22 protein-coding genes are annotated in these 24,763 nt (G+C 74.3%); 11 read left to right on the top strand and 11 right to left on the bottom strand.

Annotated features, from left to right (window positions below; translation table 11 throughout):
- Positions 1 to 16 precede the first annotated feature (16 nt).
- Together CLT72_RS29935 and CLT72_RS29930 are read left to right on the top strand one after the other, a co-directional pair.
- The gene (locus tag CLT72_RS29935) at positions 17 to 763 is read left to right on the top strand and encodes a TetR/AcrR family transcriptional regulator (protein ID WP_158242086.1); all 747 of its coding nucleotides are present in this window, start codon (positions 17 to 19) and stop codon (positions 761 to 763) included.
- 88 nt (positions 764 to 851) lie between these two features.
- Positions 852 to 2,447 (top strand): phytoene desaturase family protein, encoded by a 1,596-nt coding sequence (locus CLT72_RS29930; RefSeq protein ID WP_101414601.1) that lies wholly within the window; start codon positions 852 to 854, stop codon positions 2,445 to 2,447.
- A gap of 13 nt (positions 2,448 to 2,460) precedes the next feature.
- On the opposite strand, the gene CLT72_RS29925 is transcribed toward CLT72_RS29930, so the two are convergent.
- Complete coding sequence (locus CLT72_RS29925) at positions 2,461 to 4,050, bottom strand: Rieske 2Fe-2S domain-containing protein (RefSeq protein ID WP_101414600.1); 1,590 nt, start codon at positions 4,048 to 4,050, stop codon at positions 2,461 to 2,463.
- Between the two features lie 271 nt (positions 4,051 to 4,321).
- On the opposite strand from CLT72_RS29925, the gene CLT72_RS29920 reads away from it, so the two are divergent.
- On the top strand, positions 4,322 to 4,543 hold the full coding sequence (locus CLT72_RS29920; protein WP_101414599.1) for a DUF2631 domain-containing protein: 222 nt from the start codon (positions 4,322 to 4,324) through the stop codon (positions 4,541 to 4,543).
- 99 nt (positions 4,544 to 4,642) lie between these two features.
- Here the strand turns inward: CLT72_RS29920 and CLT72_RS29915 are convergent, their stop codons facing one another.
- The 8 genes from CLT72_RS29915 to CLT72_RS29880 form a co-directional block, all read right to left on the bottom strand.
- Positions 4,643 to 5,941, bottom strand: a complete 1,299-nt coding sequence (locus tag CLT72_RS29915) for a DivIVA domain-containing protein (protein ID WP_101414598.1) — start codon at positions 5,939 to 5,941, stop codon at positions 4,643 to 4,645.
- 31 nt (positions 5,942 to 5,972) lie between these two features.
- Positions 5,973 to 7,118, bottom strand: a complete 1,146-nt coding sequence (gene rlmN, locus CLT72_RS29910; protein ID WP_089001532.1) for a dual-specificity RNA methyltransferase RlmN — start codon at positions 7,116 to 7,118, stop codon at positions 5,973 to 5,975.
- Between the two features lie 104 nt (positions 7,119 to 7,222).
- Entirely contained in the window at positions 7,223 to 8,425 is a 1,203-nt protein-coding gene (locus CLT72_RS29905) for a phosphatidate cytidylyltransferase (protein WP_101414597.1), read from the bottom strand.
- Between the two features lie 294 nt (positions 8,426 to 8,719).
- Positions 8,720 to 9,277 carry a ribosome recycling factor gene (gene frr, locus CLT72_RS29900; RefSeq protein ID WP_101414596.1) on the bottom strand — a complete coding sequence of 186 codons (558 nt, stop codon included), beginning with the start codon at positions 9,275 to 9,277 and terminating at the stop codon, positions 8,720 to 8,722.
- Positions 9,278 to 9,356: 79 nt separating this feature from the next.
- Positions 9,357 to 10,124 carry a UMP kinase gene (pyrH, locus tag CLT72_RS29895; protein ID WP_089001535.1) on the bottom strand — a complete coding sequence of 256 codons (768 nt, stop codon included), beginning with the start codon at positions 10,122 to 10,124 and terminating at the stop codon, positions 9,357 to 9,359.
- A 160-nt stretch (positions 10,125 to 10,284) separates the two neighbouring features.
- The gene (gene tsf, locus CLT72_RS29890) at positions 10,285 to 11,115 is read right to left on the bottom strand and encodes a translation elongation factor Ts (protein ID WP_089001536.1); all 831 of its coding nucleotides are present in this window, start codon (positions 11,113 to 11,115) and stop codon (positions 10,285 to 10,287) included.
- Positions 11,116 to 11,250: 135 nt separating this feature from the next.
- Positions 11,251 to 12,153: a 30S ribosomal protein S2 gene (gene rpsB / locus CLT72_RS29885; RefSeq protein WP_101414595.1), complete on the bottom strand. Its 903-nt coding sequence runs from the start codon at positions 12,151 to 12,153 to the stop codon at positions 11,251 to 11,253.
- 513 nt (positions 12,154 to 12,666) lie between these two features.
- The gene (locus tag CLT72_RS29880) at positions 12,667 to 13,932 is read right to left on the bottom strand and encodes a hypothetical protein (RefSeq protein ID WP_486484354.1); all 1,266 of its coding nucleotides are present in this window, start codon (positions 13,930 to 13,932) and stop codon (positions 12,667 to 12,669) included.
- A 220-nt stretch (positions 13,933 to 14,152) separates the two neighbouring features.
- On the opposite strand from CLT72_RS29880, the gene CLT72_RS29875 reads away from it, so the two are divergent.
- From CLT72_RS29875 to CLT72_RS29865, 3 genes are read left to right on the top strand one after another with little or no spacing between them, the layout of a single operon-like run.
- Complete coding sequence (locus CLT72_RS29875) at positions 14,153 to 14,512, top strand: YraN family protein (RefSeq protein WP_089001538.1); 360 nt, start codon at positions 14,153 to 14,155, stop codon at positions 14,510 to 14,512.
- 52 nt (positions 14,513 to 14,564) lie between these two features.
- Entirely contained in the window at positions 14,565 to 16,085 is a 1,521-nt protein-coding gene (locus tag CLT72_RS29870; protein ID WP_101415465.1) for a YifB family Mg chelatase-like AAA ATPase, read from the top strand.
- A complete protein-coding gene (locus CLT72_RS29865; protein WP_101414594.1) occupies positions 16,082 to 17,287 on the top strand; it encodes a DNA-processing protein DprA in 1,206 nt (401 codons plus the stop codon). Before CLT72_RS29870 ends, CLT72_RS29865 begins: the two co-directional genes overlap by 4 nt.
- Positions 17,288 to 17,312: 25 nt before the next feature.
- On the opposite strand, the gene CLT72_RS29860 is transcribed toward CLT72_RS29865, so the two are convergent.
- The gene (locus tag CLT72_RS29860) at positions 17,313 to 17,648 is read right to left on the bottom strand and encodes a hypothetical protein (RefSeq protein WP_101414593.1); all 336 of its coding nucleotides are present in this window, start codon (positions 17,646 to 17,648) and stop codon (positions 17,313 to 17,315) included.
- A 466-nt stretch (positions 17,649 to 18,114) separates the two neighbouring features.
- Here CLT72_RS29860 and CLT72_RS29855 point away from each other — a divergent pair, with 466 nt between their 5' ends.
- On the top strand, positions 18,115 to 19,122 hold the full coding sequence (locus CLT72_RS29855) for a tyrosine recombinase XerC (protein WP_101414592.1): 1,008 nt from the start codon (positions 18,115 to 18,117) through the stop codon (positions 19,120 to 19,122).
- Between the two features lie 297 nt (positions 19,123 to 19,419).
- Positions 19,420 to 20,601, top strand: a complete 1,182-nt coding sequence (locus tag CLT72_RS29850; protein WP_101414591.1) for an aminotransferase class V-fold PLP-dependent enzyme — start codon at positions 19,420 to 19,422, stop codon at positions 20,599 to 20,601.
- Here the strand turns inward: CLT72_RS29850 and CLT72_RS29845 are convergent.
- Positions 20,489 to 21,229 carry a murein hydrolase activator EnvC family protein gene (locus CLT72_RS29845; RefSeq protein WP_101414590.1) on the bottom strand — a complete coding sequence of 247 codons (741 nt, stop codon included), beginning with the start codon at positions 21,227 to 21,229 and terminating at the stop codon, positions 20,489 to 20,491. The genes CLT72_RS29850 and CLT72_RS29845 overlap by 113 nt on opposite strands.
- 163 nt (positions 21,230 to 21,392) lie before the next feature.
- Here CLT72_RS29845 and CLT72_RS29840 point away from each other — a divergent pair, with 163 nt between their 5' ends.
- The 3 genes from CLT72_RS29840 to CLT72_RS29830 all read left to right on the top strand — a co-directional run bounded on the left by CLT72_RS29840 (position 21,393) and on the right by CLT72_RS29830 (position 24,616).
- The gene (locus tag CLT72_RS29840; protein ID WP_101414589.1) at positions 21,393 to 22,022 is read left to right on the top strand and encodes a class I SAM-dependent methyltransferase; all 630 of its coding nucleotides are present in this window, start codon (positions 21,393 to 21,395) and stop codon (positions 22,020 to 22,022) included.
- A 138-nt stretch (positions 22,023 to 22,160) separates the two neighbouring features.
- The gene (locus CLT72_RS29835) at positions 22,161 to 22,526 is read left to right on the top strand and encodes an SCP2 sterol-binding domain-containing protein (RefSeq protein WP_158242085.1); all 366 of its coding nucleotides are present in this window, start codon (positions 22,161 to 22,163) and stop codon (positions 22,524 to 22,526) included.
- Positions 22,523 to 24,616 carry an amylo-alpha-1,6-glucosidase gene (locus CLT72_RS29830; RefSeq protein WP_374208825.1) on the top strand — a complete coding sequence of 698 codons (2,094 nt, stop codon included), beginning with the start codon at positions 22,523 to 22,525 and terminating at the stop codon, positions 24,614 to 24,616. Before CLT72_RS29835 ends, CLT72_RS29830 begins: the two co-directional genes overlap by 4 nt.
- Positions 24,617 to 24,763 lie beyond the last annotated feature (147 nt).

The raw sequence follows: 24,763 nt of genomic DNA, 5'->3' as shown, positions 1-24,763 counted from the left end.
CAAGGGAGTCAGCCGGATGGACGCACCGAGCCGACGGGAACGCCTACGCTCGGCGACGGTCGCCGAGATCAAGGACGGGGCTCGACGGCTGTTGGTGACGGGCGGGGTCGACGCCGTCTCGCTGCGGGCCATCGCCCGCGACATGGGCATGACCGCGCCGGCCATCTACCGCTACTTCCCCAGCCTGGAGGCCCTCGTCGCGGCGCTGGCCGGCGACCTCTACGACGAGCTGCGGCTGCTGCTGGAGGCGACCCGGGACGACGCCGGGCCCGACCCGGTCGACCAGCTGCTCACCATGTCCCGGACGTTCCGCGCCTGGTCGGTGGCACACCCGGCCGAGTTCGGGCTGATCTTCGGTGCCCCGACCCCCGGCCGCAACGCGCTCGACGGCGGCGTCGACCAGGGCCACCCCGGTTCCCGCTTCGGCGCGGTCTTCATCCAACCGATCCTCGACCTCTGGCACCGCTCCCCGTTCCGCACCCCGCCGCCCGAACTGCTCCGCCAGCGCCTGGGCGGGCGGCGATTGGAGCCGCTGCGGATCAGCCACGGCGAGGTGCCGGTCGAGGTCGCGTACGCCTTCCTCTCCGGCTGGACCCGGCTCTACGGCCTGGTCGCCATGGAGGTCTTCCACCAGTTCGACTGGGCGGTCACCGACGCCGAGGCGCTCTTCGAGCTGGAGCTGGAGACGTTCACCGCCCAACTGCTGGCCGCCCCACCGACGGACGACCACCCGTCGACGGCCGCCCCGGCGGTGCAGGGCTGACCGGTGGTGAGCGCTGAGCGGCGGTGAAGGGCCGACCGGGTGGTGAAGGGCTGACCGGCGGGGCCTGCGGGCAGTAGGCTCCCCCGGCATGGGTGACGAGCTGCCGACCCGGGCCGACGTGGTGATCGTCGGTGCCGGGCACAACGGTCTGGTGTCCGCGATCCTGCTCGCCCGCGCCGGGCTCGACGTGCTGGTGCTGGAGGCGGCCGACGTGATCGGCGGGGCCACCCGCACCGAGGCGCCGTTCCCCCGCGTGCCGGGGCTGCGCCACTCCACCGGGTCGTACCTGCTCGGGCTGATGCCGCCGGAGCTGCTCGCCACGCTCGACGTGCGCATCCCCGTGCTGCGCCGCGACCCGCACTACTTCCTGCCCACCCCCGGCGGCCCCGGCTCGCCCTACCTGCTCTTCGGCAGCGACACGGCCGCCACCCGGGCGCAGCTCGCCGAGTTCTTCTCCCCCGCCGACGTGGCCGCCGACGACGCCCTCCAGGCCGAGCTGGCCGCGCTGCGCGACGACCTCGCCCCCGCCTGGCTGGCCGAGCCGCTGCCCGTCGAGGAGACCGCCGAGCGGTACGTCCGGCCGGCGCTGCGGCAGGTCTTCGTCGACCTCGTCCGCGGCTCGGTCGCCGCGCACCTGGCCCGCTTCGACTTCCGCTCCGAGCTGCTCGTCAGCATGTACGCGGTCACCGACGGCCTCTCCGGGCTCAACGCCGGCCCCGACGACCCGGGCACGGGGCACAACTTCCTCGTGCACAACATGTGCCGGCTGCCCGGCTCCGACGGCACGTGGATGATCGCCGAGGGCGGGATGGGCACCGTGTCGCGCACCTTCGCCGACGCCGCCCGCGCCGCCGGCGCGACGATCCGCACCGGCACGCCGGTCAGCGCGATCGCCCTGGACGGCGGCGCGGCCAGTGGGGTCGTCCTCGCCGACGGGCGGGAGGTCGCCGCGCGGGTGGTGCTCGGCGCCTGCGACCCGTACCGGCTGATGGACCTGCTGCCCGACGGCGCGCTCCCGGCGCCGCTGGCCGAGCGGATGACGGCGGTCCGCCGCCCCGGCACCACGCTCAAGCTCAACCTGGCGCTGACCGGCCTGCCCCGCTTCTCCTGCCTACCCGAGGGCGCGCCCAGCCCGTTCGGCTCGACGATCCACCTGCTGCCCGGCTCGGACTCGCTGACCGGCTCCGGCGGGGAGTCGCCGATGGCGGCGCTGCGCGCCATGTGGGCGGACGTGCAGGCGGGGCGGCTGCCCGACGAGCCGACCATCGAGTGGTACCTGCACACCACCGTCGACCCTTCGCTGTCCGACGGCCGGGGGCACCACTCGTCGGCCCTCTTCGTGCAGTCGGTGCCGTACGCGCTGGCCGACACCACCTGGGACGAGGCGCTGCCCGGCTACGTCGACCGCCTGATCGGCATCTGCGAGCGGTACGCCCCCGGCACGGGTGACCTGATCGCCGACGCGGTGCCGCTGGCGCCGCCCGGCATCGAGGCGCACTTCGGCATCACCGGCGGGCACATCCACCACGTCGACAACACCGTCTCGTTCACCGACCGGATGCCGTACGCCACCGGCGTCGACGGCGTCTACGCGGGCAGCGCCGGCTGCCACCCGGCCGGCAGCGTCATCGGCGCCGCCGGCCACAACGCCGCCCGCCGCATCCTCACCGACCTGGCCCGCTGACCGGCTTCGGGAGCTAGCTGAGGGCCTCGCCTGCGGGGGCGGGGGTTTCGGCGTCGACGCGGTGGGCGCGGACCTTGTGCCCGACGCTGGTCAGGCAGCGGCCGCTGGGCAGGTCGAACCGCCAGCCGTGCAGCTGGCAGGTGAGCTGGTCGCCGTCGACGATGCCGAACCGGGTCAGGTCGGCCTTCAGGTGCGGGCAGCGCCGCTGCACCACCCAGTCGCCGAGGGTGATGTCCTCGGCGTCGCTGGAGCGCTCGTGCTCGTCGTACCAGCCCTCGGCGTACTGGAGGCGCTCGGTGGAGAGGCACTTGAAGAACGCGTAGACGAACTCGTTGTACTGGCCGATCCGGGCCGCCGAGAAGCGGCAGGAGAGGAAGAGCGAGTTGACCCAGTCCACCTCGCCGATGTGCAGCAGGTGCTCGATCAGCGCCCGCTCCGTACGGAACCGGTAGCGGACCTTCTCGTCGGCGTACGGGCGGACCTGCTTGCCGGGGAAGTCCACCACGATGGATTCGACGGTCTCCCCGCCCGAGCTGTCGGTGCCCACCAGGTCGAAGCGGACCGGGCCGCCGACCCCCTTGGCCAGGTAGATCGACTCGTCCAGCAACGGCTCGATCCGGCGCTGCATCTCCTTGAGCACGTCAACCTCGGGGTGGCGCCAGGACGCCTTCTCCGCCTCGATGACCGGCCGCTTGCGCTCGCGCATCTCCTCCAGGTGGGCGACCTTGTTCGCGAAGAACTCGTCCACCGGCACCTGGTGGCTGGTCTCGCAGCTCTCGGTGGTGATCTCCGCGACGCTGCCCGGGAGCAGCACGACGCCGTTGGTGCCGCCGACCTTGGCGTACTCGCTCAGGAAGACCGACTGGTCGGGGAAGATGTTGCCCTCGTCGCCGTGGATGTCGTTGAACTGCCACAGCTCGTCGTCGAGGAAGCACGGCGGGCCGGCGATCGGGAAGACGTGGTCGGCCTTCAGGTCGTCGATGTAGCGCCACGTGCGGTCGAACTGCCGGTCCCGCTTCTGCTTGCCGAACGCCGTCTTCGCCGCCTGCGGCAGCTCGTAGACCATCGGGTACCAGATCGCGCCGGAGAACTGGAGCATGTGCGCGTGCACGTGCCCCAGCTCGGCGAAGACACCCAGGTCGGTGGGGCGGGCGTCGTTCTGGTTGAGCAGCCGGACGCCGTCGTACTCCACCCAGAGCGAGGAGTCGCCGATCGGGCCGTCGGTCGGGCTGGTCAGCGCCTGGATCATGATCTTCAGGCCGCCGTCCAGCTCCACGACCTGCTCGTTCGGCGCCTTGAGGAACTTGGTGAAGCCCAACTCCCGCAGCTCGTCCTCCATCTCGGAGGTGGGGAACGCGGGCAGCAGCACGGTGGCGTCCTTCGACACGAAGCGCTTCAGGTGCGCCGCGTCGAAGTGGTCCCGGTGCAGGTGGGAGACGTAGAGGTAGTCGACGTCACCGAGGGCCGCCCAGTCGAGCAGCGAGTTGTCCGGAAACGGAAACCACGAGGCGAAGTAGGCCGGATTGACCCACGGGTCGCACAGGATGCTGCCCGCGGCCGTGTCGATCCGCATGCTGGCGTGCCCCGTACCGGTCACTCGCACCGCAGTTCCCCCTCAAAACGACAAACAAGGTGTACGCCAGAAACGCTACCGGAGGGAGTCTGGCAACCCACCCGCGACGCCGGTAGTGCCGATGCGCCCGGGTGACGTCGGGACCTTGGTCCCCCGACCGCCACCCTCGTACGCCCTCCGGCCGACGCCCGTCCCGACCGGGCGGATCGTGCGGTCCGCCCCATCGGTCGGACCCAGCGCCGGGCCCGGCACGGGGCGTGCCAGACTAACCGGAGATCCGATCGCGAGGGAAGGACCGACAGTGGCAGGAAGCGAGCCGGTAACGTCGCCAGACCAGCACAAGCCCGGGCACCGCAAGTCCGGGCGGATCGGTGCGGTGGTCTCCGCGCTGGCCCTGTTGGCGATGCTCTGCGGCAACCACGAGGGCAGGGTCGAGAACATCTGGCTGATCGGCCTGGCCGTGCTGCTGCTGGTCATCGTCATCGGCGACGCCGTGCTGCGGCGCAACGGCCTGCGGTCCTGACGCACCCGCGCCAGCCGGCGTCGCACCGGTCCGCGCGCCGGAGACCACACGCACGAGGGCCCGCCCCCGACCGGGGAGCGGGCCCTCGCCGTACGCGGATCAGCGCCCGAACAGGATGTCCTGCACGTCCTTGAGCGCGGCGTCGACCTCGGCCTCGAAGTAGCCGCCCGGCACCAGCGGGAAGCGCAGCGTGTCCAGCTCCTTCGGGTTCACGGGCATCGCGTTGCGGCCCTGCATGCCCCCCAGCAACGTGTCGAAGAACCGGTCGACCTGGTCCGGGTCGTAGCCGCTGCCGAACCGGCGCACCTGGAAGCTGCGACGGATCTGGTCGACGCGGTAGAGGTCGCTGCCGGGCGGGCCGGCCATCGGCGGACCGACCATCGGTGGCGGGCCACCGACCGGGGGCCCGCCCACCGGAGGGCCACCCACGGGCGGGCCGGCGTTCGGCGGGCCACCGAAGCCCGGCTGCGGGGGCGGGCCGGCCGGGCCGCGGTCCCGCAGGTCGCGCAGGTCGCGTTCCGGCATACGGATCTCGGCGGTCATGTCGGCGCGAGCGCGCCGGCCGGCCTCGAAGCCGTCGAAACGCGGCTCGTCGCCGTAGCCACCGGGACCGTCGCCGTAGTTGCCGGGACGGTCGCCGTAGCCGCCACCCGGACCGTCGCCGTAACCGCCACCCGGACGGTCGCCGTAGCCGCCGCCGGGGCCGTCGCCGTACTTGCCGGGGCCGTCGCCGTAGCCACCACCCGGACGGTCGCCGTAACCACCACCCGGGCCGTCGCCGTAACCGCCACCCGGGCCGTCGCCGTAGCCGGTGGGGCCGGCGGGGAGGCCGCGCGGCGGCGGGCCGCCGTGGCCCATCGGGCCGCCCGGTCCCATCGGGCCGGGGCCGCCCGGGCCGCGCGGCGGCTCGTAGCCGCCCCGGGGCCCGTCGTATCCGCCGGCGAAGGCGCCGGTGGGCTCGTCGTAGCGGCCGTAGCGGTCGGCGGGCGGCCCGGCCTGCGCGGGCATCGCCCGGGGTGGCATCGGCTGCGGGACCGGCGACATGCCGCGATCGTCACGCGCCGGCGGCCCCATCCGATCCGGCGGGCCCATCCGGTCGGGCGGGCCGAGGCGGTCGGCGTCCCGGGGGTCGCCGCCGCGCCCGCCGACGCCGCCGCGCTCCTCCAGCTCGGCCAGCTGCCGCTCGACCCGGTCGAGGTGCAGGTCGACCTGCCACTCGTCGTAGCCGTTGAAGCGGACCCGGAAGACGACGTCGTGGACCTCCTGGGAGGCGACGGGCGCACCCACGGGCCGGCCGTCGAGCGTCGCCTCGACCCGGTCCAGGAAGGCATCGACCTCGTCGACCTTGTATCCCCGGCGGAGCGCCTTACGCCGGAAACGCTGACCCTGACTCGCCACTATGTCTCCTGGTCTCGTTCGCTACGCCCGGTCACGCCTTCTCCCCGGCCCGGTCGGTGTCCATGTCCTCGGCGGCGGCGAGCTGCCCACACGCTCCGTCGATCTCGCGACCCCGGGTGTCCCGTACCGTCGTCGACACCCCGGCCTCCCGCAACCGCCGGACGAACTCGCGCTCGACCGGCTTCGGGCTGGCGTCCCAACGGCTGCCCGGAGTCGGGTTCAGGGGGATGAGGTTCACGTGGGTCAGCTTCCCGGCCAGCAGCCGCCCGAGCAGATCGGCTCTCCACGGCTGGTCGTTCACGTCTCTGATCATCGCGTACTCGATCGACACGCGACGCCCCGTGCGGTCCGCGTAGTCCCAGGCCGCATCCAGCACCTCGGACACCTTCCAGCGCTGGTTGACCGGCACGAGTTCGTCGCGCAGCTCATCATCGGGGGCGTGCAGCGACAGCGCAAGGGTCACCGAGAGGTCTTCGCTGGCCAGTCGGCGGATGGCCGGGACCAGCCCGACCGTGGAGACCGTGATGTGGCGCTGCGACAGCCCGAGCCCCTCGGGCGCCGGGGCGACCAGCCGACGGATCGCCGCGACCACCCGGGAGTAGTTGGCCAGCGGCTCGCCCATGCCCATGAAGACCACGTGCGACAGGCGCGGCGGCGAACCCGCCACCGCCCCGGAGGCGGCCACCCCGGCCAGGTAGACCGCCTGGTCGACGATCTCGGCGGTGGAGAGGTTGCGGGTCAGCCCCGCCTGGCCCGTCGCGCAGAACGGGCAGGCCATGCCGCAGCCGGCCTGGCTGGAGATACAGACGGTGACACGGTCCGGGTAGCCCATCAGCACGCTCTCCACCAGCGAGCCGTCGTGCAGCCGCCAGAGCGCCTTGCGGGTCGCGCCGTCGTCGCACGCCAGCTCCCGGACCGGGGTGAGCAGCCGGGGCAGCAGCTGGTCGGCGAGCTTCTCGCGGGTGGCGGCCGGCAGGTCGGTCATCTGCCCCGGATCGCGCACCAGGCGACCGAAGTAGTGGGTGGAGACCTGCTTGGCGCGGAACGCCGGCTCCCCCAGCTCGGCGACCAGGGCCCGGCGGCCGGCGAGGTCGAGATCGGCGAGGTGACGGGGAGGCATCGCGGGCCGCCGCCCGGGGGCGTCGGGGTCTGCGGGGATCAGGGGCAGGCTCGTCATGGCCCGTCCAGTCTGTCACGCCGGACTGTCGACACACCTGTCCGGAGGTGGCGAATCGCCCTCCGCCGCCCGGGCGGGACCGCTGACGACGGGTGATTCACGCCTCACTCCAGCACCGGGACGAAGACTGCCAGGAGCAGGTACGCGGTCGGCAACGCGAAGAGGATCGAGTCCAACCGGTCCATCAGGCCGCCGTGGCCCGGGAGCAGGTTGCTCATGTCCTTGACCCCGAGATCCCGCTTGATCATGGATTCGGCGAGGTCGCCGAGGACGGCGGCGCCGGAGACCGCCAGCCCGAAGAGCGCGCCCCACCACGGGGCCACGTCGAGCAGCAGCCAGAGCAGCAGGGCGCTGCCCAGCGCCGCGGCGGTGACCGAGCCGGCGAAGCCCTCCCAGGACTTCTTCGGGCTCACCGAGGGGGCCATCGGATGCTTGCCGAAGTTGACGCCGGCCGCGTACCCGCCGGTGTCGGAGAGGACCACCGCGGCCAGCGTCACCAGCACCCGCAGATGCCCGTCCTCGGGCGCCGCCGCCAGCAGCGCGGCGAACCCGCCGAGGAACGGCACGTACACGGCGATGAGGGTGGCGGCGGTCAGGTCCCGCTGGAAGCCGCCCGGCCCGTCGCCGAGCCGCCAGACCATGGTGCCCAGCACGGTCACCAGCAGGCCGAGGCTCAGCGCGTCGGGACCGGAGAACCAGGCCAGCCCGACGGTGAGCACCCCACCGGCGATCAGCGGCACCAGCGGCGGGTGCGCGCCGCTGCGGCGTACCGCCCGGGCCATCTCCCAGATGCCGACGCCGACCGCCGCGGCCACCACCACCAGGAAGACGGGCGGATAGAAGAAGAGCGGCACCACGACCAGGGCAGCGAGGGCCACGCCGACGGCGATGGCCGCCGGCAGGTTGCGTCCGGCCCGGCTCGGGGCGGGCTGCTGGGTCGGTGGCCGGTCGAGACCGGCCCGGCGCCGGCCGCGCTGCCGGCGGCCCGGGGGCGGCGCGGGGATCGGCTCCGGCTCGACGTCGCGGATCGGCTCCAGCTGGGTGGTCGGGTAGTCGGAGTCGTCGGGGTCGCGGTGGCCGTTCGACGCGGCCGCGTCACCGCCCGCCGGCATCATCCCGGCCTGCGGGCGGGGGCGGGCCGGCGCCTCGGCGTACGCGTCGGGGAGGACGGCGGGACCGCGGTGCCACTGGCCCGGCTCGATCTCGGGCTCCGGCCAGGGAAGGGCGGGCGCCGGTGCGGGGGCGGGGGTGTCGGGACGGTCCCAGCCGCGGGGCTCGGCGCTACCGTGGGGCTCGAGGTGGGACATCACGCACCGAGCGGGACCGGTACGAGATCCACCGACTGACGCACAACCACAACCATTCCCCTACCCGCGCGACTGTTCCGTCCGGTTGACCCGCCCGACGGCCGGCCGATCCCCACCGTTCACCGCAGGGTGGCCGGGAATCCTGCCGAGCCTACTGCACCCACCGATTCCTCACGTCGGACCGGGCCCGTGACGGCCCTCGGACGACGGTGGCACCGGGCCCCGCCGCCCGATCGGACGGCGGAGCGCCGGTGCCACGATGCCGTCGTCGGCGGCGGAGGCCAAGCGTACGACTCACACCTCGAGGAGTTCGTTCTCCTTGTGCTTGACCAGGTCGTCGACGGCGGCGACGAAGCGCTGGGTCAGGTCGTCGAGTTCCTTCTCGGCGCGGCGGCCGTCGTCCTCGCCGACCTCGCCGTCCTTGACGAGCCGGTCCAGCTCCTCCTTGCCCTTGCGGCGGATGTTACGGATGGCCACCTTGGCCTCCTCACCCTTGTGCCGGGCGACCTTGATCATGTCTCGGCGGCGCTCCTCGGTCATCTGCGGGAGCAGGATGCGGAGCTGGTTGCCCTCGTTGTTCGGGTTGGCGCCGAGGTCGGAGTCGCGGATCGCCTTCTCCATGGCGTTGATCTGCGAGTTGTCGTACGGCTTGATGATCACCATGCGCGGCTCGGGAACCCCGATGGACGCCATCTGGGGCAGCGGCGTCGGGCTGCCGTAGTAGTCGATGATGATCTTGGAGAACATGGCGGCGTTGGCGCGACCGGTACGGATCGCGCCGAACTCCTCCTTGGCGTGCTCGATGGCACGCTCCATCTTCTCCTCGGCCTCGAGGAGGGTGTCGTCGATCACCGGTCTCCTCGCCTCCTTCTGTGCTCGTCGTGGGCTTGTCGTGTCGGAGGGACCGCTGAGGTCGGGGTCACGCGACCGCTCAGGCGGTGATCAGGGTGCCGATCTTGTCGCCACCCACGGCCCGGATGATGGTGTCGTCGCCCTGCGCGCCGAAGACCAGCATCGGCAGGCCGTTCTCCATGCACAGGCTGAACGCGGCGGCGTCGGCCACCCGCAGGTTACGCCGCAGCACCTCGGAGAAGGTGATCGAGTCGAACTTGCTGGCGGTCGGGTCGATCCGCGGGTCGGCGGTGTAGACGCCGTCCACGCCGTTCTTGCTCATCAGCACCACGTCGGCGCGGATCTCCAGCGCCCGCTGGGCGGCCACCGTGTCGGTGGAGAAGTACGGCATGCCGGCGCCCGCGCCGAAGATCACCACGCGGCCCTTCTCCAGGTGCCGGATGGCGCGCAGCGGGATGTACGGCTCGGCGACCTGGGCCATCGTGATCGCGCTCTGCACGCGCGTCTCGATGCCCTCCTTCTCCAGGAAGTCCTGCAGGGCGAGACAGTTCATCACGGTGCCGAGCATGCCCATGTAGTCGGCCCGGGCCCGGTCCATGCCGCGCTTCTGCAGCTCGGCACCCCGGAAGAAGTTGCCGCCGCCGACCACCACCGAGACCTGCACGCCGCGGCGGACCACGGTGGCGATCTGCCGGGCGATGGCCTGTACGACGTCCGGGTCCACCCCGATCGCGCCCCCGCCGAACACCTCACCGGAGAGCTTCAGCACCACCCGGCGGGCCCGGCCGGGAGGTGGCGCCGTCGGATCGTCCGCCGCCAGACTCCGGTCACTCACAACCTGCGTCATCCGCCCGCCCTTCCCCATGCGCACGTCCCGTACGCCCCGTAACCGCGAAACTGCCGTAGCCGACCCTATGTGACGAGGAGGCCGCGGTGCCTGTCACGTACACCGGCGGCCTCCTCGTCGACGTTCCCCTGCCCGCGGCGCGCGAAGCGCCCGGGGCGGCTCAGGCCTGGCCGACCTCGAACCGCACGAAGCGGGTGACGTCGATGCCGGCCTCGGCCAGCAGCTGCTTCACCGTCTTCTTGTTGTCGGCGACGGACGCCTGCTCGAGCAGGACGTAGTCCTTGAAGAACGCGTTCACCCGACCCTCGACGATCTTCGGCAGGGCCGCCTCGGGCTTGTTCTCCTCGCGGGCGGTCTGCTCGGCGATGCGCCGCTCGGACTCGACGACGTCGGCCGGCACCTCGTCGCGGGTGAGGTACTTCGGCCGCATGGCGGCGATCTGCATCGCGACGCCCCGGGCGTCCGAGTCGGACGCCTCGTCGCCGGCGGTGCTGGTGTACTGCACCAGCACGCCGACCGCCGGGGGCAGGTCCTGGCTCTTGCGGTGCAGGTAGACGGCGGTGGTGCCGTCGAGCTTGGCGAACCGGTTGAGGACGAGCTTCTCGCCGATCTTGGCGGACTGCTCCTGCACCAGGTCGGCGACGGTCTTGCCGTCCAGCTCGGTCGCGAGCAGCTCCTCGGCGGTGCCGACGCCGCTGCGCTCGCCGTGCTCCACCAACTGCTGGGCCAGCTCGATGAAGGCGTCGGTCTTGGCGACGAAGTCGGTCTCGCAGTTGAGCTCGAGCAGCGCCTTGCCGGAGTGGGCGATCAGACCGTTGGCGGCCGTACGGCCGGCCCGCTTGCCGACGTCCTTGGCGCCCTTGACGCGCAGGATCTCGACGGCCTTGTCGAAGTCGCCCTCGGCCTCGGTCAGCGCCTTCTTGCAGTCCATCATGCCGGCGCCGGTGAGGTCGCGGAGCTTCTTGACGTCCGCGGCGGTGAAGTTGGACATGGCTCTCTCTTCGGTGTTGAGACTGCGGGTGGGTTGGTCCTGGTGCCGGTTACCCGGATCCGGGCGCGACGTGCCCGGCGTACCTGCCGCTCCCCGCCGCCCGGGCGAACGGGCGGCGGGGAAGCGGCGGTGCGGTCACTCCGCGGCGGCGGTCGCCGGCTGCTCGGCCGGAGCCTGCGGGGCCTGCTCGGCCGGAGCCTGCTCGGCCGGAGCCTGCTCAGCCTGCGCCTGCGGGGCCTGCTCGTCGGCCTTCTTCGGCTCCTCGAGCAGCTCGCGCTCCCACTCGGCCAGCGGCTCGTCGGTGGCGACGCCCGGCTCCGGCTTCTCGTCGCTGCCGCGACGACGGCCGGAACGGGCGATCAGGCCGTCGGCGACGGCGGCGGCCACGACCTTGGTCAGCAGCTCGGCCGAGCGGATCGCGTCGTCGTTGCCCGGGATCGGGAAGTCGACCTCGTCCGGGTCGCAGTTGGTGTCGAGGACCGCGATCACCGGGATGCCCAGCTTGCGGGCCTCGTCGACGGCGATGTGCTCCTTCTTGGTGTCGACCACCCAGATCGCGGCCGGAAGCTTCTGCATGTCCCGCAGACCGCCGAGGGTGCGGGTCAGCTTGATCTTCTCGCGGGAGAGCTGCAGGGTCTCCTTCTTGGTGTACCCGGCGGCGGTGCCGCTCAGGTCACCCAGGGCCTCCAGCTCCTTCATCCGCTGGAGCCGCTTGTAGACCGTCTGGAAGTTGGTCAGCATGCCGCCGAGCCAGCGGTGGTTGACGTAGGGCTGACCGACCCGGGTCGCCTGCTCGGCGATGGCCTCCTGGGCCTGCTTCTTGGTGCCGACGAAGAGGATGCTGCCACCCTCGGCGACGGTCCCGCGCACGAACTCGTAGGCCTTCTCGATGTAGTCGAGGGTCTGGCGCAGGTCGATGATGTAGATACCGTTGCGCTCGGTGAAGATGAAGCGCTTCATCTTCGGGTTCCAGCGCCGGGTCTGGTGCCCGAAGTGGACACCGCTCTCCAGCAGCTGACGCATGGTCACGACGGCCATGGTGGGGTACTCCTCGTGGTCCCTGGTTGTTCCGCCCGGCCAGGCGGCCGGGCGTCCTGGCGCCCGGTCGGCGGCCATGGCGGGCCCGACCAAGATCGGGACCAGGGAGGCCGTCGCCCCACGACGGCTCGTGGAGAGGGCGCGCGAGGTCGACCGCGCGAGGCGGTCGCCAGTCGACCAGTGTACGCCCCTTCCCCGCCCCCGATGCCTCGGGTGCGGGGAAGGGGTCGGATCGCCCATTTCCGGCACTCGGCGCGCCCGCCCCGACCGGTGCTCTCCGTCGGCGGAGCCGTCCCACGGGCACCGGCAGGGTGAGGTCCTCGGCCTCCCGCACACGACGTGGCCCCGGGGAGCTGGCCGAGGCGGCCGGTCCGCACCAGCCGCGTTGCCGGGCGGCCGGTCCGCTGCCCGGCGGCCTGCTGATCGCCGTCGGCGGCGAGGCGGATGCAGCGCTCCGCGGGCACCGCGCGGAGCCGCCCCGCAGGCCCGGGTGGCCGGCTCGACGGTCGAGGGTCAGCCGACCGCGAGGGCGGCGGCGACGAAGAGCACCAGGCCGACGGTCAGGTACGCCGTCGGCGGGCGCAGCCAACCCCGGCTCCCCTCCGCCAGCGACAGCCCGCCGGTGCGCAGCCCGTACAGGCCGATCGCGAAGATCGGCAGGCCGCAGACCAGGAAGATCCCCACCACGACGTCGGCGGCCGAGACCGGGTCGCCGGTAACGCCGCTGAGCAGCACCCGCAGCGCGGGCACCTCGAACACCAGGACCAGCAGCGTGAAGAGCGCGGCCAGCGCCGGCCGCCGGGTCCGGTAGACGCCGTCGCCCGCCGGGGCCCCCGGGTGCGGGGCGACCACCGGGGGGTACGCCGCCAACTCTCCCGGCGCGAGCTCGGTGCGGGGCGCGATCGGCGTCATCGGCCCGGTCGGCATCTCCAGCGGGTTCGGGGGCTCGACCGGCCGGGCGGGCTCGTCGACCGGCGTCTCCGCCGGGCTCGCGGCCTCGGCCGCCCGGGCGGGCGCGACGATCGGATAGCCGCCCAGCGGCGCCGGGCGGGTCGGGTCCACGGCCCGCTCGACGGGCCCCGCCCCGGCCAGGGCGTCGACACCGGAGGTCGACAGCGCGTCGCGGGCGTCCCTCGACTCCCGGGCGGCGCGTCGCCCCGGGCGGTCGGCGGGCAGTTCCCCCGAGACGTCCGGGTCGGTCCCGGCCCGACGCGAGCGGCTCGCCCGGTATCCCTCGGTCTCCGACCGGGGGTCCCCGAGCGGCGGCACCGCCGCGAAGCGTCCCGAATCGCCGTCGCCGAACCGCCCGGACTCCGCCCCCGTGACGGCGAACCGACCGGAGTCCTCGGGGCCGGTCACCGCGAACCGGCCGGAGTCCTCCGGCCCGGTGACGGCGAACCGCCCGGAGTCCTCCGCTCCGCCGACCGCGAACCGACCCGCGTCCTCCGGCCCCGTCACCGCGAACCGACCCGAGTCCTCCGGCCCGCCGAAGCGGCCCCGGTCGGCGTCGACGGCGCCGAAGCGGCCGGAGTCGGGCTCCGTCGACGCGCCGAAACGTCCTGCTTCGCCGCGCCGGGTCCCCATGGCCTCGCCGTAGCGGGCGTCCTCGGCGGCCCGGCGCGGCTCGGGGGCGCTCAGGTCGTCGTCCCGGTACCGCGTCTCGGCCGGGCCGCGCCAGTCCGCCTCCCCGAAGCCGCTCTCACGGTCACGGTCACGGTCGCGATCGGCCGGATACCAGCGCGACTCCTGATCTTCGACAAAGTTCCGTCGTCCGTCCACGTTCGGCACCGTATGCGACCGGCTCCACGGGCGCCATTCGCCCCCTGGGCACCCGCGTCCCCCGCGCACCGGGTCACCGCACGGCGACGCTCAGGGACGGCGGTCCGGCCGCATAGCACGGCGAGGGCATGATCGTCCGTCCGTCCACAGCTCGTCCGCCGTCCACAGATCACGGGACGCGGGGCGGCGTCGCCCCGCCCGCCGGGGCACCGTGCCGGACATGACGAAGCGGAACCAGGCGGTCGGCGCGTACGGGGAGCGGTGTGCCGTCCGGCACCTGATCGGGGCGGGACTGCGCCCGGTGGCCCGGAACTGGCGATGCGCCGCCGGGGAGATCGACATCATCGCCTGGGACGGGCCGGTGCTCGCCTTCTGCGAGGTCAAGACCCGCCGGACCGACCAGTTCGGTCCGCCGGCCGAGGCGGTCGTACCGGCCAAGGCGCGACGGCTGCGCGGGCTCGCCGCCCGGTGGCTCGCCGACACCGGCACCACCGCCGACGAGGTGCGCTTCGACGTCGTCTCGGTACGCCTCACCGGCGCCGGCGCGGCCCGGATCGAGCACCTCAAGGGAGCGTTCTGATGGGCGGACGCGACCGGACGGAATCGTGCGGCGGGCGCCGGTGGGCGGCGTCGTGAGCTACGCGAAGGTGCTCTGCGTGGGCCTGGTCGGCGTCACCGGGCATCTGGTGGAGGTCGAGGCCGACCTGGCGGCCGGGCTGCCGGCCGTGGTGATCTCGGGGCTGCCGGACACCGCCCTGCACGAGGCCCGGGACCGGGTCCGCGCGGCCGTGGTCAACTCGGGTCAGCGGTGGCCCAACCGGCGGATCACGCTCAATCTGCTCCCTGCCGACCTGCCGAAGTTCGGTTCCGCGTTCGATCTGGCGATCGCGGCGGCCCTGCTCGGTGGCTCCGGTGAGCTGCCGCTGCTGCCGCTGGAACGCGTGGTGGTCCTCGGCGAGCTGGGGCTCGACGGCGCGGTCCGCCCGGTGCGCGGCGTGCTGCCGATGGTCGCCGCCGCCGCCCGGGCCGGCGTCGGGAAGGTGATCGTCCCGGCCGGCAACGCCGCCGAGGCGGCGGTCGTTCCCGGGGTCCGGGTCCGCGCGGTCGACACGCTGCACCGGCTGGTCAGCTTCGTCCGCGACGGCTCGCCCCTGATCGAACCGGGGTCGGACGGCCCGCCACCGACCGGCGGTGGGCCGGACCTGGCCGAGGTAGCGGGGCAGGGTCTGGGCCGCAGGGCCCTGGAGGTCGCCGCGGCGGGCGGGCACCATCTGGCACTGGTCGGGCCGCCGGGAGCGGGCAAGACCATGCTCGCCGAGCGCCTCCCGTCGATCCTGCCTGAGCTGGACGACGAGGCCGCGCTGGAGGTCACCGCGCTGCACTCGATCGCCGGGCTGCTGGCGCCGGGCGGCCGGTTGCTGCGCCGCCCGCCGTTCCAGGCGCCACACCACACGGCGACGGTGCCGTCGCTGGTCGGCGGCGGGTCCGGGCTGGCGCGCCCCGGCGCGATCTCACTCGCCCACCGGGGCGTGCTCTTCCTCGACGAGGCGCCCGAGTTCAGCAGGGGCGCGCTGGAGGCACTGCGCCAGCCGCTGGAGCACGGCCGGGTCCGGCTGGCCCGCAGCCGGGGCGGCGCCGAGTACCCGGCCCGTACCCAGCTGGTGCTGGCGGCCAACCCGTGCCCGTGCGCCAGGCCGGCCGGGGACGCGTACTGCGAGTGCGCGCCGCAGGCCCGGCGTCGCTACCTCAGCCGGCTCTCCGGGCCCCTGCTGGACCGGATCGACGTGCAGGTGCGGCTGCCGCCCGTCCGGGCGGCCGAGCTGATGGAGGCCACCGTCGACAGCGAGGCCTCCGCCACCGTCGCCGAACGGGTGGCGGCGGCCCGGCAGGCGGCGGCCGCGCGCTGGTCGGTGCTCGGCCACCGCGTCAACGCCGAGATACCCGGCCCGTACCTGCGCCGCCCGCCCTGGCGGTTGCCCGCGCCGGACACCGCGGAGCTGCGGGCCCGGCTCGACTCCGGGTCGCTGTCGGCCCGGGGCTTCGACCGGATCATCCGCCTGGCCTGGACCATCGCGGACCTGGACGGTCGGGACCGTCCCGACCGGGAGGACGTGCGGGAGGCCATTCAACTGAGGACGGGGGACGCGACGTGAGCATCGACGAGGAGACGCTGGCCCGGGTGGCGCTCACCTGGCTCGCCGAGCCGGGCACCCGGTCGGTGCACCGGCTGGTCGACCGGCTGGGTCCGGTGGCGACGCTCGACCTGCTGCTCGACGGGGGCGCACCGGACGAGACGCTGCGCAACAGCGTGGCGGCCCGTTGCGCGGCCGGCGACGCCCGGGCCGTCGCGGCCGAGGCACTGGCCCGTACGGACCGGCTCGGCGCCCGGCTCGTCGTCCCCGGCGACGAGGAGTGGCCCGTCCGGGTCGACGAGCTGCGCCGGCTCCGGCTGCCCGAGGCCTACCGGCGGGTGGACGTCGAGACCGCTCCCCCGCTCTGCTTCTGGGTACGCGGCTCGTGGCCGCTCGGGGAGGCCTTCGACCGCTCCGTGGCGGTGGTCGGTGCCCGCGCCGCCAGCGGCTACGGCACGCACGTCGCCACGGAACTCGGCTACGGGCTGGCCGAGCGGGACTGGACCGTGGTCTCGGGCGGCGCCTTCGGCATCGACGCCGCAGCCCACCGGGGCGCCCTCAACGCGGGTGGGCGCACCGTGGCGGTGCTCGCCTGCGGCGTGGACCGTCCGTACCCGATGGGCAACGCGGCGCTGTTCGACCGGATCGCCGACACCGGGCTGCTGGTCAGCGAGTGGATGCCGGGAGCCGACCCGCTCCGGCCCCGGTTCCTCATCCGCAACCGGGTCATCGCGGCCGGCACCCTCGGCACGGTGCTGGTGGAGGCGGCCGCCCGCAGCGGTGCCACGCAGACCACGCACCGGGCGCTCGCCCTGGGCAAGCCCAGCATGGTGGTGCCCGGCCCGGTCACGTCGGCGATGTCCGTCGGCGCCCACGAGACGCTGCGGGAGCATCCGAAGGCCCGGCTGGTGACCGGCGTCGCGCAGGTGCTGGAGGAGGTCGGGCGGATCGGTGACCTGGCACCCGTACCGCGTGGCCCCCAGCGGCCGGCCGACCTGCTCGACGACGACGCGCGGGCCGTCGTGGAGGCGTTGCCCCGCCGGGGCGCGGTGGGCGTGGACGTCCTCGCCGCGCGGGCGGGAGTGCCCGTCCGTACCGCGCTGCGGAAGCTGTCGATGCTCGAGGAGTTGGCGTTGGTGCTCCGCCGCGACGACGGGTACGCCCTCGCGCCACCGCCCAGGGAGCAGACCGCGAGGCGAGCGGCGACGCCGGACGGAGCGTGAGGTGCCGGACGGAGCACGAACCGCGTCAGTCGCCCTCGAAGCGGACCTCCATCGCGCGCTCCTGCCGGCAGCGCCGCACCAACCGGTCGAGTAGGCGCACGTGCGTCATCTCCGGCGTCGACCGGGCCACCTCGGCGAGGCAGCGCACCTCGGCGAGGAGCTGCGGCACCTGCGCGGCGGGGACCACCAGCTCACCGACCGGGTCCATCCGGTCGAGCAGAGGGGTGCGCCCGGCGCCACGGACCCGCCGGACGAGATCCAGCAGCACGTCGTCGGGATCGGGCAGCACCTCGGCCGGCACGACGCGCCGCCGGCCGGAGCCCGCCCCGACCGCCCGGTAGAGGACGACGTCCACCCCCATGTCCGGTCCCCCTTCGACGCGCCTGATCCCGTCGCGCGGCGACCACGACCACGGCCCACGACCACGGCCCACGACCGCCGGTACGACCAGTCTGCGCGCACCGACCGGCGCAATCCATCACCCCGGCCGCGCCACCCGGCCGAGATCGTCACCCGACGGCGCGACCCGGCCAAGATGGTCACCCGACGGCGCGACCTGGGGCGAGGTCGTCACCGACCCGGTCGACCCCCGGTGAGCCGGCCCGGTGTCCTGCCGGTTCCGTTGGCCGTCCGTAGGCTGGGCCCGTGCCGCCCGAGGATCCGCCGTCCGCCGCCGTCACGGCCTCGACCCGCACCGCCGCGCCCGCTCGACCGGGCGGGACGCCGCCGCGAGGTGCGCCGGCCGGCCGGCGGGTGCCCGGCGGGGAGCTGCGGTGAGCCGGGAGGCGAAGGGCACCCGGGCGACCCACGAGGCTCTCCCGCCGGGCATGCGGGAGGCGGTGGACGACTTCGCCGCGCACCTGGCCGGGGTGCGCAACCGTTCCGCCCACACCGTGCGCGCGTACGTCGGTGACGTGGTGTCGCTGCTGGACCACGCCCACCGGATGGGGTGCGCCGAGTTGCCGGAGCTGGACCTCTCCGTGCTGCGCAGTTGGCTGGCGAAGCAGCGGACGACGGGGGCGGCCCGGACGTCGCTCGCCCGCCGGGCGGCCTCGGCGCGGACGTTCAGCGCGTGGGCGCACCGCCGCGGGCTGCTCCCCGCCGACGTGGCCGGTGCCCTGGCCAGCCCACGGGCCCACCGGGACCTGCCGACCGTGCTGCGCGCCGACCAGGCTGCCGCCCTGGTCGAGGCGCCGGGCCGGCTCTCCGCTCCCGGGCCGACGCCGCCCAGCCGGGACGAACCCCGGCCGGCGTCATCCGCGGCGGACGGCGCCGGGTTTGTGTCGCCGGCGTCGCCGGAGCCGTCCCGTACGCCGGACGGGACTGCCGAGGCGGTGCTGCTGCGCGATCGGGCGCTGCTGGAGCTGCTCTACGGCACGGGGGTGCGGATCAGCGAGGCGTGCGGCCTCGACGTCGCCGACGTCGACCACGCGCGCCGCGTCGTGCGGGTGTTCGGCAAGGGCGGCCGGGAGCGTGCGGTCCCGTACGGGGTGCCGGCGCAGCGGGCGCTCGACGAGTGGCTGCGCCACGGCCGGCCGGCACTGGCCGCACCGCGCTCCCGCGACGCGCTGCTGCTCGGCGCCCGCGGCGGACGGCTCAACCCGACGACGGCACGGCGGATCGTCGGCGGGTACGCGCAGGCCGCCGGCCTGCCTCCGGTCAGCCCGCACGGGCTGCGGCACTCGGCGGCCACCCACCTGCTCGAGGGCGGCGCCGACCTGCGGGCGGTGCAGGAGTTGCTGGGGCACTCCTCCCTGGCCAGCACCCAGATCTACACGCACGTGTCGGTGGAGCGGCTCCGCGCCGCCTACCGCCAGGCCCACCCCCGCGCGTAGGTGTTGCAGAAGTGGGTCACCGCCGCCGGAACACCCCGACCAGCCGGCCGGGCAGCATCCGCTCCGCTGATACCTGCGGGGTATAAAAATACCTGTGTGGTATCGGGCGAGCGGGATGCACCGCCGTCGTCGAGATCCGGCGCAGCCAGTCACGGTTGAAACAGACGGCAGCGTCGAGGTGCCGTCGTGGCGCGGGAACGGGGCGGCCCGCCCGTACCCGTGCGTGTTCGAGGAGGCCGGGCCCCGGATCAGCCGCGGAACGGCGGCGGGACATCGACGGGTCGCTACGATCATCGGGTGAGCCTGCCGCAGCCGCCCGAGCCGATCGTGGCAGCCCGCCTGCTCTTCTCGCTCGACCCGGCGGTCAGCCACCTGAACCACGGCTCCTTCGGCGCGGTGCCGCTCGTCGTGCAGCGGGCCCAGCAGCGGCTGCGCGACGAGATGGAGGCCAACCCGCTGCGCTTCTTCACCCAGGGCCTGGTCGACCGGATCGCCCACGCCCGCCGGCACCTGGCCGGTTTCCTGGGCGCCGACCCCGACGGCACCGCCCTGGTCCCGAACGCGACCACCGGCGTGGCGGTGGTGCTCCAGTCGCTCGGCCTGCGCCCCGGCGACGAGGTGCTCGCCACGGACCACGGCTACGGCGCGGTCGGCCTCTCCGTCGCGCGGGAGTGCCGGCGTACGGGGGCCGTCGCCCGCGTGCTGCCCGTGCCGTTGACCGCCCCGGACGAGGAGATCGTCCAGCTCGTCCGCGCCGGGCTGCGCCCCGGCCGGACCCGACTGCTCGTCGTGGACCAGCTCGCCTCGGCGACCGCCCGGTTCTTCCCCGTCGCCGCGCTCGTCGGCGTGGCCCGGGAGCACGGGATTCCGGTCCTCGTCGACGCCGCCCACGCCCCGGGCATGCTGCCGACGCCGGTCAGCGACGTCGGCGCCGACTTCTGGGTGGGCAACCTGCACAAGTGGGCGTACGCGCCGCGCGGCACCGCCGTGCTGGTGGTCGCCCCGTCGTGGCGGGAACGGATCGAGCCGCTGGCCGTCTCGTGGGAGCAGGAGTCGGGGTTTCCCCGCCGGGTCGAGTGGGCGGCGACGCAGGACTACACGGGCTGGCTGGCCGCGCCGGTGGGCCTGTTCACGCTGCGCAGCCTCGGCCTCGACCGGGTACGCGGGCACAACGCCGCGCTGGCGGCGTACGGCCAGCGGGTGCTGGGGGACGCGCTCGGGGTGGCCCCCGCCGACCTGCCGCACCCCGGCGGGCCGGGGGTCGCCATGCGCATCGTGCCGCTGCCGGCGGGCCTCGGCACCACGTTCGAGGCGGCGCGGGCGCTGCGGGAACGGATCGCCGACCGGCTCGCCACCGAGGTCGCCGTCATGGCCTGGAACGGACAGGGCTGGCTGCGGCTCTGCGCGCAGGTCTACAACACCCCGGACGAGTACGAGCGGCTCTCGGTGCGGCTGCCTCCGCTGCTCGCCCAGCGCTGAGGGCCGGTTCGGCGCCGTCGAGCGGCAGCAGCCGCACGGGTCCCAGGCCGAGCAGGGCCAGCGGATCGAGGTATTCGGCGCCGCGCCGCAGCCCCCAGTGCAGGCAGGCGGGGGCGGGGCAGCCCGGGTGGCCGGCGAGGAGGGCGCCCAGCGGTGCCCCGAGCGCCAGTGTCTCGCCGGGGCGGACCGCCGGCGACACCGGCTCGTGGGTGGTCCGCAGGCCGCCGGCGTGTCCGACGGTGACGACGGGACGGCCGGCGACCAGGCCGGCGAAGAGCACCGTGCCAGCGCCGGCGGCCCGCACGGTGGCGCCGGGCGCGGCGGCCAGGTCGACGCCCCGGTGCCCGGGCAGCCACGGTCGCGGCGGCGGGTCGAACCGGCGCACCGGGCGCGGAACGCCGTCGAGCGGCCACCGGAACCGCGCCACCCCGGGCGACACCGCAGCGGCCGGCACGACCGCGCCGAACGGCCGTGCCGCCGAGACCGGCCGGACCACCGGCGTGGACGGCCAGGGGCCGGGCGTGGACGCCCGGACGCCGGACGCGGCCGACCGAGGGACGGGTGCGGCGGGCCCGAGGCAGAGCAGGGCGGCGCAGAGCGCGACGGCGGTACGGGTGGCAGGTCGCATGGGCGCAGCCTGCCCGGCGCCCGCCCGCCCCCGCCACCGGCGACATCGTCGCCTGTGGACGACGGTCGTCCTGTGGACGGCCCCCCACAGGGCCGGGCGGTCTGCTAGGGGCAACGCCCACGCCGGATCGTCCACACGGCCGGTGGCGGCTACGCTGCGACGGGTGACGCGCGACTGGTACGCCTGGCACGGTGACTACGACGAGGCGGGTTCGGCGCTGTCCCGCCGGCTCGCGGAGGTGCGGCTGCGGGTGCGGGAGGCGCTCGACACGGCCCCGCCCGGCGCGTTGCGGGCGATCAGCCTCTGCGCCGGCCAGGGCCGCGACCTGATTCCCGAGCTGGCGGCCCACCCCCGCCGCGACGACGTGGTGGCGCGGCTGGTGGAGTGGGACCCGCGCAACGCGGAGGTGGCCCGGTCCGCCGCCCGCGCAGCCGGCCTGTCCCGAGTGGAGGTGGTGACCGGCGACGCGGCGCGCACCGACGCGTACGCCGGTCTGGTCCCGGCTGACCTGGTGCTGGTCTGCGGGGTGTTCGGCAACATCAGCGACGCGGACGTGCACGCCACGGTGCGGCACTGCGCGGCGCTCTGCGCGACCGGCGGCACGGTGGTCTGGACCCGGCACCGGCGGGAGCCCGACCTGGTCCCGACCATCCGGGGCTGGTTCGAGCAGGAGGGCTTCACCGCGGGGACGGTCAGCACCCCGGCGGGCGGCGTGGGCGTGGGGGCCCAGCGTTTCCTCGGCGTACCCCGTGCCCTGCCGCCCGGCGCGACGATGTTCACGTTCGTCGGCTGACGGCCGGCACGCGTCCCCGGCGCTCTCGACGCGGGTGGCCGCCCGCGGCGACGCGTCGGAGCGGTGCGGGTTAGCCCCTCGTCCGGCGGGTATGCCGCCGCCTGCACCTGGCCAGAGGGGGCTGGAGGTCGGATTCCGGTGACCGAAGCGTTCTTCGAACAGTTGGCGAGTACGGAGTTTGAACCGCGGCTGTGCCGGCTGTCCGGCAGTGTCCGGTTCGACATCCGCGACGGTGATCGGGTGCGGAAGTGGCTGCTGACCGTCGACCAGGGCAGGCTGCGGCTGTCTGAGGACGGTGGTCCCGCCGATGCCGTGTTCACCATGTCCTCCGAGATCGCGGACGCCATGGCGCGGGGTGAGCTGAACGGGCTGGCCGCGATCCTGCGCGGCGAGATCATGGTCGACGGCGACTTCGGCCTGGCGCTGCGGATGGGTCTGCTGTTCCCCGCGCCGGCCGTGCCGCGCGAGGCCGGTGCGCCCGGGACGCGGGGGGCGGCCAGGTGAGGGACATCGCGGGCACCGTGTCGTGCATCGACGGCAACTCGTTCATCGTGTCGGACTCCAGCGGTGACGTGGACGCCGCGCCCGCCACGCCGGCCGGGTTGTTCGCCGCCGACACCCGCTTCCTGTCCCGCTGGATCCTCACGATCGGCGGCGAGCGGCTGACCGCGCTGTCGGTGGACGACAGCCAGTACTTCGAGGCGGCGTTCTTCCTGGTTCCGGGCGGGCAGATCGACTACGTGCAGGCCGACGTGTCGGCGATCCGGCGGCGGCGGATCGGGCCGGACCTGACCGAGTCGGTGACGGTGTTCAACTACGGCGAGCACGACGTCGACCTCGACGTGCGGTTGGAGGTGGCCGCCGACTTCGCCGACATCTTCGACATCAAGTTCGACGTACGCGAGAAGGCCGGCACCTACTACTCCGAGGTCGGTGACAGCGAACTGGTGCTGGGCTACCGACGCGGCACGTTCCGGCGGGAGGTGCGCGTCTCGGCGAGCGAGCCGGCCAGCGTCGATGCGCGCGGCGTCCGGTTCCGGCCCCGGCTGCGGCCCGGGCAGCAGTGGTCCACGCAGCTACGGGTGACGATGCGGGTGCTGCGGCCCGACGGCCACGACTGGCGCGCGTCGGTGCGCGCACAGCGCCCCGACGACTCGACCCTGCCGGACGCCGTACGCGCGTGGGTCACGCAGGCCCCCCGGCTGGACACCGACAACAGCGCTCTGCGGCAGGTGTACCAGCGCAGCCTCGTGGACCTGGCGGCGCTGCGCTTCGCACCGCTGTCCCTCGGCGGCGCCACGGTGCCAGCGGCGGGGCTGCCCTGGTTCATGACCCTGTTCGGCCGCGACAGCCTGCTGACCTGTCTACAGACCCTGCACGTCACACCGTCGCTGACCCCGCCGACGCTACGCATCCTCGCGTTCCTCCAGGGCGGTCGCCGGGACGACATCCTCGACGAGGACCCCGGCCGGATCCTGCACGAGCTGCGCTACGGCGAATCCGCCGCCTTCGAGGAGCAGCCCCACTCGCCGTACTACGGCACCGTGGACGCCTCGCCGCTGTTCGTGGTGTTGCTCGACGAGTACGAGCGGTGGACCGGTGACGGGGCGCTGGTCATGGAGTTGGAGAAGGAGGCCCGGGCGGCCCTGGAGTGGATCGACCGGTACGCGGACCTCACCTCCACCGGCTACGTCTGGTACGAGCGGCGCAACCGCGCGACCGGCCTGGAGAACCAGTGCTGGAAGGACTCCTGGGACGGCGTCTCCTACGCCGACGGCAGGCTGCCGGGCTTCCCCCGGGCCACCTGCGAGGTGCAGGGCTACGCCTACGACGCCAAGGTCCGCGCGGCCCGCCTCGCGCGCGCGTTCTGGGACGACGCCGCGTACGCCGACCGGCTGGAGCAGGAGGCGGCGGCGCTGAAGGACCGGTTCAACCGGGACTTCTGGATCGACGAGCGCGGCTACTACGCGCTCGCCCTCGACCACGACGGCACCCCCGTGGACGCCCTGTCCTCCAACATCGGGCACCTGCTGTGGAGCGGCATCGTGCCCCCGGACCGGGCCCCGCGCGTCGTCGAGCACCTGATGGGCCGCGCGCTCTTCTCCGGCTGGGGAGTACGCACCCTCGCCGAGGGTCAGGGCCGCTACAACCCGCTGGGCTACCACAACGGGACCGTCTGGCCCTTCGACAACTCGTTCATCGCCTGGGGCCTGCGCCGCTACGGGTTCGCCGCCGAGGCCGGTCGCATCGCCGAGGGCGTCATCGACGCCGCGACCTACTTCCACGGTCGCCTGCCGGAGGCCTTCGGCGGCTTCGACCGCCAGACGACGCGGTACCCCGTCCGCTACCCCACCGCCGGCAGCCCCCAGGCGTGGTCCAGCGGCGCGTCCCTGCTCCTCATCCGGGCCATGCTCGGCATCGATCCGCACGAGGGGCACCTCGCCGTCGACGCGGCGCTCCCACCGAGCTTCCAGCGGATCGCGCTGCTGGACATTCCCGGCCGCTGGGGCAGGGTCGACGCCTTCGCCCGGCACCGCCCCGACCAGCCGCCGACCGACGACACCGGCGGCTACCCCTCCCCCCTGCTCGGCTAGCGACCGGCGGAGCCCATCGAGCACGGTGGCCGGTGCCGCAGGGCTGCGGCGGTCGGAGCCGATGGGCGCAGCGGGTCGAGCCCGTGGGGCGTGGCGCTCGGAGCCGGAGGGCACGGTGGGTGACGGCGTGGGGAATCACCCGGCGTC

The sequence above is a fragment of the Micromonospora sp. CNZ309 genome, from assembly GCF_002846525.1.
Note: the sequence above shows the minus strand (reverse complement) of the source record. Positions and strands in the feature narration are given on the sequence as shown.